Below are 8,245 nucleotides of genomic sequence, written 5' to 3' on the forward strand. Positions count from 1 at the left end.
ATCTCAAAGGGGAACTAAAAAACTGTGAAAGCGTTTAACAGTGAAGAAGCCCCTAGGCTGACAAATTGGAGTCCGCTCTGTCAACCTGTCATTTGGAAAATAATTGATGAATCCCCTTGTTTTTATCCTCTTATTAGTTTCATGTACAGATGATTTTAATAGTTGCTATTCGAACAATACAATGGTTAAAATCTATCCCACGGCTCAAGCTTGTGAACAGGCCATGGTCCCGTCCACAAAAAAGTTTGCACTTTATGGACAACAAATTTTTGCTCAATGTATAAACGTACAACCCAGTTTACATCAACAAGAAGTAAACTTGATCTGGTCTGTAACAAACCATGGAAATTTCCTGCTTAAAAGCCAAAACGTAAAGGACAAGCTGTCTACAGTACACAAAGAAGATATTTTACCAACATCGCTTCCTCTTTTACATTCTTCTTCCACAAACCTCTTGCACAAAAAACTTTAAAAGCATAAACCCATCAGATCTCAAAAAAAATAATCAATGAAAGACATGATGGATAATAAGCGAATGCACCCTTCAAAAGACCATCACACAGAGCAAAATTCTCTGCCTCAAGATCTCCCTTTAGACCCTGCCGTAGAACGAGTGAGAAAAAAACTTATGGGTTTAATGATTATTTCCGTTTTAATAACGCTTTTCCTTATTCTAACCGTACTGTTTTTAATTGTTTATAAAGTGATAAAAACCGGATCAGCGCCAAAACAAACAGAGCTATCTTCCTCTCTCAGCAAAAACCCACACGTTATCCATCATACGCTCTCTCTACCGGAAAAAACACAGATTTTGTCGCAAAGCCTCTCAGAACACAATATTGTACTGAAAGTTTTAACCCCTGATGGACAAACAAAATTTATGATTTACAATTATCACACCGGTGCACTTGTCTCCATTCTTTCTGTTGAAACAACAAAAGAGAGAGCGAAGATAATGCCTCATTAAGAAAACTAACATCAATAAGCGCTGACATAGCATTCTGAAGGTTTAAACATTTTCTGCAAGCCGGCATTATCACACGCTTTACCAACTCGTGGATGTTACCCACAATCCTTGGCCCTAGAGAGAGTTCATAAGAGCCATTTTTATTCCTTCTTATACAAATTTATCCACACGGGCTCTCCCCGTTTGCAACGTGCAAGCGAATGGTTTTTGTTGATCCAACATGGAACAAATTTGGAAATGAGAGAATTCTAGGGGTTTAGGGGCCCTCACCTAACATTCAAACAATGAATTATTATTATAAATTAATGTGATAAGTCTTAAATATCCACCACACGGGCGACGGCGCGTTTTTTACTGTATCCCCTCACTTAAATCTTGGAAAAGAAGAAACCTTTCTGTCAACGCATTCCCATTTTAAGAAAATGACATCACTTGGGAAAAGCTAATAAACGTGCAAGAAATACCTCTTCTTGAGTGCAAAAATTCAACATATTAATTTATAGTGATGATTTATTTTGCATGTCAAATGAGAACCTCAAATACTGTAAGATTCTCCCTTTCAAATCTGTTCGTAAAAAACTGAATCAAAATCATTTCCTCACATATCCCAGCAAGGAAATGGATGAATAAAATACCTCTTATGAATGATCAGGTATCAAAAGAAGAACTGTTGCAACATTGAAAATTAAAGCAATAACGCCCAGTTTACATCTTTTATTAAGCAAAGATAACCGATGGATTTCACATGATAGAATTCATGAACACCAGTGCGAAATGGGCATGAATACATTGAATATAAGTGTGAATTAAATAAAACAACGACATTGCGTTCTTCATAAAAGAACTGCCTCTTAAAATACAGGGATGTGGTTTTCTCTGTATTCCCTCACTTAAATCCCAGCAAAGAGGCAATCTTTTCTGTCAACAGCCTTCGTTAAGTCTCAATACAGCCCCGTGAACATTCAAGGAAAGTGCAAGAAGCTTCTTGAGCATATTATAATTTACTATCATGATACCAATAACATCACCACAAGCGCTTATACAGCACCCTTCAGGTTTAAACATTTCCCTCTGCCTCAAGATTGACCACTTGAGCGACGACGCATCTTCCCCTGTATCCCCTTACTTAAATCTCAGCAAAGAGGCAATCTTTTCTGTCAACAGCCTTCGTTAAGTCTCAATACAGCCCCGTGAAAACTCAAGGAAAGCGCAAGAAGCTTCTTGAGTATATTATAATTTATTATCATGATACCAATAACATCACCACACAAGCGCGCTTACACAGCACCCTTCAGGTTTAAACATTTTCCTCTGCCTCAAGATTGACCACTCGGCGACGGCGTGGTTTTCTCTGTATCCCCTCACCTAATCCAGGCAAAGAAGAATCCTCTTTTGTTGCTGTTTTTGTTGCTGTTGATGCATCTCCATTGCTAGAGCTTTCTGCTGTTGTAAGTGAAAGCTCAAGAGATGATTCATCTTGAGTCCGTACAGTACGTCGACGAGGAGAACGACGTATTTTTTTGACAGGTTCAACATTTTTCTCAGAGAGGCAGTGCTCTTGATCTGTTTTTTCATCCGATAGAGCCTCTAAAGCGTTTTCACGCGCATCCCCATTTTGCGCTTTATCATATTGGCCATTGCCATTTTTTTGCGACGACATTTGTAATACATCTGTATCACCCTCGACAGCATCCTTTTTTTCACCATCAAGATTTATTTCACCGCATTCTTGCCCATTGTTTTCATCACGATTTTCGTTTTCATCACCACGATTTTCATCACGCCGAACCGATTGAGACATTTGCCCAGCTGCTGCTAAAATAATACGCAAATAGTGCTCGGCATGTTGTAAATAATTTTCCGACATAACACGATCACCTGCACCTTGTGCATCACGCGCAAGGCTTATGTATTTATCGGCAATTTGCTGAGCATTCCCGCGAATTTTAACATCCGGACCGCTACTTTCATAATTGCGAGACAACGGATTAGGACCGCGACGATTATTATTGTTATTACCATTATTGTTATTATTGCGACCGCGTACCCGTCTATTTTGTTGTGGCCTCATCTTTATCCCTTTTTGGAGTGTTTGTCTTATGTGTGTCTTAATTGACGCTTCCTCATTACATTATCTTTTGATAATGCTGATCATGTTTAACATACGATTATCAAGCTATCCGCGTTTATTTCACTCAAACGAACCCTACTGATATTGATAAAAGCATATATTTTCTTGAAAATCACAAAACAGCAGGGAAATCGTAAATCAAAAATTCCCTTTTTCTCTGTCAAACAGCAGAAACCTAATGATGTTCACGTAAAATGCCAAGTGTTTTTTTTAAAATAAACCATATTTCACTAAAAAAATAATTATCTTGTGGAAAACAAAAAGGAAAACACACATATAACACACCCGACAAAGAAAAAATTCCTGCCAGAGAATAGTAGAAGCTTCCTTTTTTGCTCTAAAACCACCGCTCCTAAAAACGCCGATATTCTCTACCCCCTCGTGCATTTAACTCACAAGCACTTCCATCCCAACGAGTCACTGCGCGAACCTCTTTATTTTATAAATATAGCCTCTCTTCATCGCTAAAGCAACCCCTTGCGAGCGATAATCCACGATCGCCTCACAAAACCTCTTAACTTTTATAGATAGATTAACACGAAGTATTATTCAAGCCCTATAATCACCAAGAGATCAATCTTCTTTCCCAAACAAGTCAATGATACTATCAATTTTTATTTTAACCCATAGAGTTTTTAAGTTAATCACAGTTTTTATTTATAACAAATTGAGCTTAAAAACAAAATATTTAAATACAAAAAAATATCAAATTATGAAAAAAACGACCAATATGTCACACTTTTTTAAAAATCAGCTTCTTCTCAAAAAAATACCCTCCTCAAAGCCTATCAATAAGAATGGCCTAACGTATTTCCTTACTTATCTTTTCTGATAAAGAAAACTAGAATTATAAAACAAGCACATTTTTAAACCCAGCACAGCGCTTTACGCATGAAGAAGCCGTAAATGTTTATAAAAGGAATGTTTTTTACTCATTTTTGTCATGTCTATTGACTTACACCCTCAAAGAATGAAGGTTCTCAAATCACACTGGTCTGTTAACAATGAAAATACTTATAAAATTCATACACTAAATTGATTTGTAATGATAATTCATATTTTTTGTGTTGAGTAAGAAAATTAATACCGTAGGATTTTTCATCCTCAATCTGTTTGCTGTTGAATCAATCTCTTTTTCTTGCATGTTACATGTGGGAAAACCTGCGTGGAGTAAAAACGATAAAAAGACTAAAAGTGCCTCTTATGAACCGTCTCTAAGGCTAAAGGGTTGTCGAGAGCACCATTGGGAGCGAGCAAAGTGTGAGATAGTACCGGCTTATTCTTTGTTTAAACCATAAAGATGAACTTGCTTTATAAATTTTATACATTTCATGATGGTTTTACCATTATACCATTCACCAAAACCATCACGAAATGGATTTCCCACACTCGTTATTTCCCTTAAAAAAGCGCAACAAATCCTCCTGAAACTCCACCACGCCCCCTTAAACATTTCAAGGAGGCCATCCATACCTTATGTCGCCACACCTTAAATAAGAAGTGCGATATAACAAGATAAATAAATCAAGCTGCTATTGGTCATGAGGCAGATAGTCATTTAAGAGGCTTTTATCTTTTTATCAAAATTCGCATCCTTTTAACTTTCCATATAAAAACTTAAAAGTAATTGCGCCTTTTGCCTGTTTTATTTTCTCTTTCATTCAGAAAACAGTCTCGTAAGAGAAAATAATTTCCATCCCCAGGACGGACCCTCGTCAAACATTGTTTTTTAGCACTATCAGAAAGCTTATCCCACATTTCACGAATAGCAAAATAGGCCTCACTTTCCAAATTAAGACAATGCTGATAAACCTCTCTTTTCATATCGGGCATAACGGAGGCAGAAATTTCCTTGCAATATACGCGTAGATCAAAAACAGGAATAACCAATTCAACGGGTGCTTGTTGTGTTACTTTTTTATGAGAAGAAAAATAACTAACCACCTTTGCAACAACAAAACACAAAAACACTATACAAAAAAGTATTATGCAAACAAAAGCAATCTTGCGATATAATCTTTTGAAATAAGCCTTTTGTCTTGCTCGGATTCTTTTTTCCATAAAGATTGTACCCTTTAATATCCCAAGAGAAGCTTTTACAGCAAAAAATGATAGAAGTATCTGTGTACACAATACAGGTTATAGCCGCAAACGATCAAGACTCTTATGTCAAAAGACTCTCTTTTTTACCGTATAATTCTTATCGTATATAATTCTTATGAAACACTTTTCTCATGCCCTTTATGAAAAAATAGGGCTGATGATTTTCTCTCACCACTTTTAAAGACGAAGATTCTTCATCCATGCGGATCTATAAACAATTCGTCTTTGTTAAGACATGTCATATTGATTTATAAAGAATATTTATTGTTTTACATGTTGAATGAGAAACCCGAACACCATAGGATTCTCTCATTTCAAACCTGTTTATGTTAAATCAACCAAAACCATGTTGCTTACAAGTTACAAGCGGAACTGGTATGTGGATTAAAAACTGTATAAGAAAGGCATATGCCTCTTATGAATCGTCTCACGAACCAAGGCTGTCGTAATATTGGGAGCGAGCAAATACACTGATAGTACCCAGCTTGCCTCTACATAAGCGTGAAGATGGGAGTGCTCAATGGATTTACCGTTATTCACCACACAAACACTTCATATATAAAATCTTATACGCCTTCTATTACCGCCCCCTCAAAAAGCAGTCGCTAAAACAAGATAAGAGATTATAGATGTAAAACTCCTAACAAAAAAGAATGGACTTTCTAATCGAGATCAACAAACACTGTTAAAGACACATTTGCATTTTTGACCATGCTGGCATGTATGATAATGGCCCTTCAAATGCGCCACCATTTTATGCTTCACCTCATATCATTCTCCGTCAAACAATCACAAAGATTCTTTAACTATTCAACGCCCCCCAACCAAAGCAAAGAAACCAAACCCAGACGCCTGCATTTTTATTTGAATCTTCCCTATTGGGATAAAACACACAAGAAATTAAAGATTTCACTGCAAAATGAAATCACAAAATACAATAATGAGAAAAATATCCAAAGCCATCTCAATAACAAATATATAGCGCCCCTGTTATTAGAAAGTAAAAAAAGCCGCACCATTTAAAGGCGCGGCTTATGAATAGAGATATAACTAAATAAAATACAAAAGAAATCAATAATAAATACTTATACACAAAACGTATAGTATTGCAAGCTTTTTAATTATATTTATAAAAATATCCAAAAAGAGTATAAATAATGATACATTCGTATTGAGGAGAGCTGTTTATAACAATACACTTTCTAAAATAAAAACGTATCAAATAAATCAAAATACTTTGTAGCTTTATCTCAATATAATCCATGAAAAAACACACATGATTTAAGTCCATAATTATAATAAGACCCGTTCTTTTACGCTTGTAAAAGCTGGTTTTTCTTAACTTACATTCACCACTTCAAAAGATGAAGATTCTTCACCCAATCTGATTTATCAACAGCCCAGATTGCAGTGGGGTCCATTTGGCTTTCTCACATGTGATTGATTTAAACTTAAAGCTCAACAAATAAGCCTGCCTTAAATATTTGCCACGCCCTTTAAAAAACACTTTTTGTATCATGGAAGCTCTTACAAAGAGACTTGCCTTATATCATCACACCTGAAAGGACAGTCTTTACAGCATAAACAGGATAAGACAAATCAACAACCGCTTGTACAATCTTGTCTGATAAGAAAACAAGTGAAACGTTAGCCTTCAAGCCTGCTCCAACAGTACAGCATTTCTCTTCTTTATAAGAAAAAACACAACGATACGCATGATTTTTTTATAGGCATTTTTCTGCTTTTGTCCTTTTGGCAATTAACATTTTCTTTTTATGGGATTTTTAACAAATTAAAATTGCGAGGATCTGCACTTTTTCTCTTTTAAAAAAGCGTAAAAACCGCAAATTATTTATAGAGTTAAAATCATCAAACGCTCTATCCAAAAGCTTTTTAAAATGATTGCACGATTTTTTATCTTTTTAAAGCTTCTTTTGCCATGCGTTTCTATTTGGGCATGGCTCCTTGCTCTGTAGGCTTTAAAAACTTACCCTTAGATTTCAATATGCGCCCTACTCTCCCCAACAACGCATGATCAACTTATCCAGCAACAACGCTTCTCTATCAATTTTTACCATTTTTTAACATCTCAAACAGAGTGCAATTCCAATCCCCACCGAAGATATAAATCAGGTTTATCTCATCTATAGCTTCAACCCATACATATTGTTATGATCACTCTTTTCTATTTTTCCTTATCTAACAAAGAAGAAATCTCTCTAGAATGCTCAACACTGATGTTTTGAGTAACACTACTGTGTATTTCTAGCGGCTTATGTGCTGTAAATTTTGAAATAAAAGAGCTGTAGTCTATTTTTGGCGCCTCGTATATTGGAGAAAAAAATATGTCTCCAACGGACGATGATTCTGTTTTAATTTCTGGTGCGCTCACAAAACTGTTTGGTGTCGTTATTCCACCACTCACAACACTATTAATACTGTCTTGCTTCTCTTCTTTCTCATTTTTTTTCTGTTCGACATTGATAAGATCTAGAGCATTTAATTTTTTTTCTAAAGCATCCATGCGCTTTGCAATTTTTGTAATATCTTCATATGCTTTCTTCAACAATGCGTTTAAAGGAGCATGTCCCATTCTTCCGCTAGCATAAAGAACCACACGAATACATTCCGGATCATCAATATCAGAAATAGAAAATGGAAAAAGTGCCATTATATCCCCCTTTTTGATAAGCTAAACGCGTATTAAGGCATTTGCATCTCTTTTTTCGTTGTACGGCTCTTGCATTTCTCAGAAAACCTCAGAAAACCTCAGACAACCTCAGACAACCTCAGACAACCTCAGAAAACCTCAGACAACCTCAGAAAACCTCAGACAACCTCAGACAACCTCAGACAACCTCAGAAAACCTCAGAAAACCTCAGACAACCTCAGACAACCTCAGACAACCTCAGACAACCTCAGACAACCTCAGACAACCTCAGAAAACCTCAGACAACCTCAGACAACCTCAGAAAACCTCAGACAACCTCAGACAACCTCAGACAACCTCAGACAACCTCAGACAACCTCAGACAACCTCAGA

Annotated in this window: 6 protein-coding genes; 3 read left to right on the forward strand and 3 right to left on the reverse strand. The window is 36.2% G+C overall.

Annotated elements, in window-relative coordinates; all coding sequences use genetic code 11:
- The first annotated feature begins 106 nt into the window (after positions 1-106).
- Together ACFINK_RS06920 and ACFINK_RS06925 are read left to right on the forward strand one after the other, a co-directional pair.
- On the forward strand, positions 107-472 hold the full coding sequence (locus ACFINK_RS06920) for a hypothetical protein (RefSeq protein WP_375613650.1): 366 nt from the start codon (positions 107-109) through the stop codon (positions 470-472).
- Positions 473-517: 45 nt separating this feature from the next.
- Positions 518-967, forward strand: a complete 450-nt coding sequence (locus tag ACFINK_RS06925; RefSeq protein ID WP_375611689.1) for a hypothetical protein — start codon at positions 518-520, stop codon at positions 965-967.
- 1,297 nt (positions 968-2,264) lie between these two features.
- Here the strand turns inward: ACFINK_RS06925 and ACFINK_RS06930 are convergent.
- Complete coding sequence (locus ACFINK_RS06930) at positions 2,265-3,038, reverse strand: DUF4167 domain-containing protein (RefSeq protein ID WP_375611688.1); 774 nt, start codon at positions 3,036-3,038, stop codon at positions 2,265-2,267.
- Positions 3,039-4,715: 1,677 nt separating this feature from the next.
- Positions 4,716-5,159, reverse strand: a complete 444-nt coding sequence (locus ACFINK_RS06935) for a hypothetical protein (protein WP_375610680.1) — start codon at positions 5,157-5,159, stop codon at positions 4,716-4,718.
- Between the two features lie 771 nt (positions 5,160-5,930).
- Between ACFINK_RS06935 and ACFINK_RS06940 the strand changes: the two genes are divergently transcribed.
- Positions 5,931-6,224 carry a hypothetical protein gene (locus tag ACFINK_RS06940; RefSeq protein WP_375638496.1) on the forward strand — a complete coding sequence of 98 codons (294 nt, stop codon included), beginning with the start codon at positions 5,931-5,933 and terminating at the stop codon, positions 6,222-6,224.
- A gap of 1,162 nt (positions 6,225-7,386) precedes the next feature.
- Here the strand turns inward: ACFINK_RS06940 and ACFINK_RS06945 are convergent.
- Entirely contained in the window at positions 7,387-7,872 is a 486-nt protein-coding gene (locus ACFINK_RS06945) for a hypothetical protein (RefSeq protein WP_375611687.1), read from the reverse strand.
- Positions 7,873-8,245 lie beyond the last annotated feature (373 nt).

Source organism: Bartonella sp. AA16NXGY (assembly GCF_042197325.1).
In the GTDB taxonomy this organism is placed as follows: Bacteria; Pseudomonadota; Alphaproteobacteria; order Rhizobiales; family Rhizobiaceae; genus Bartonella.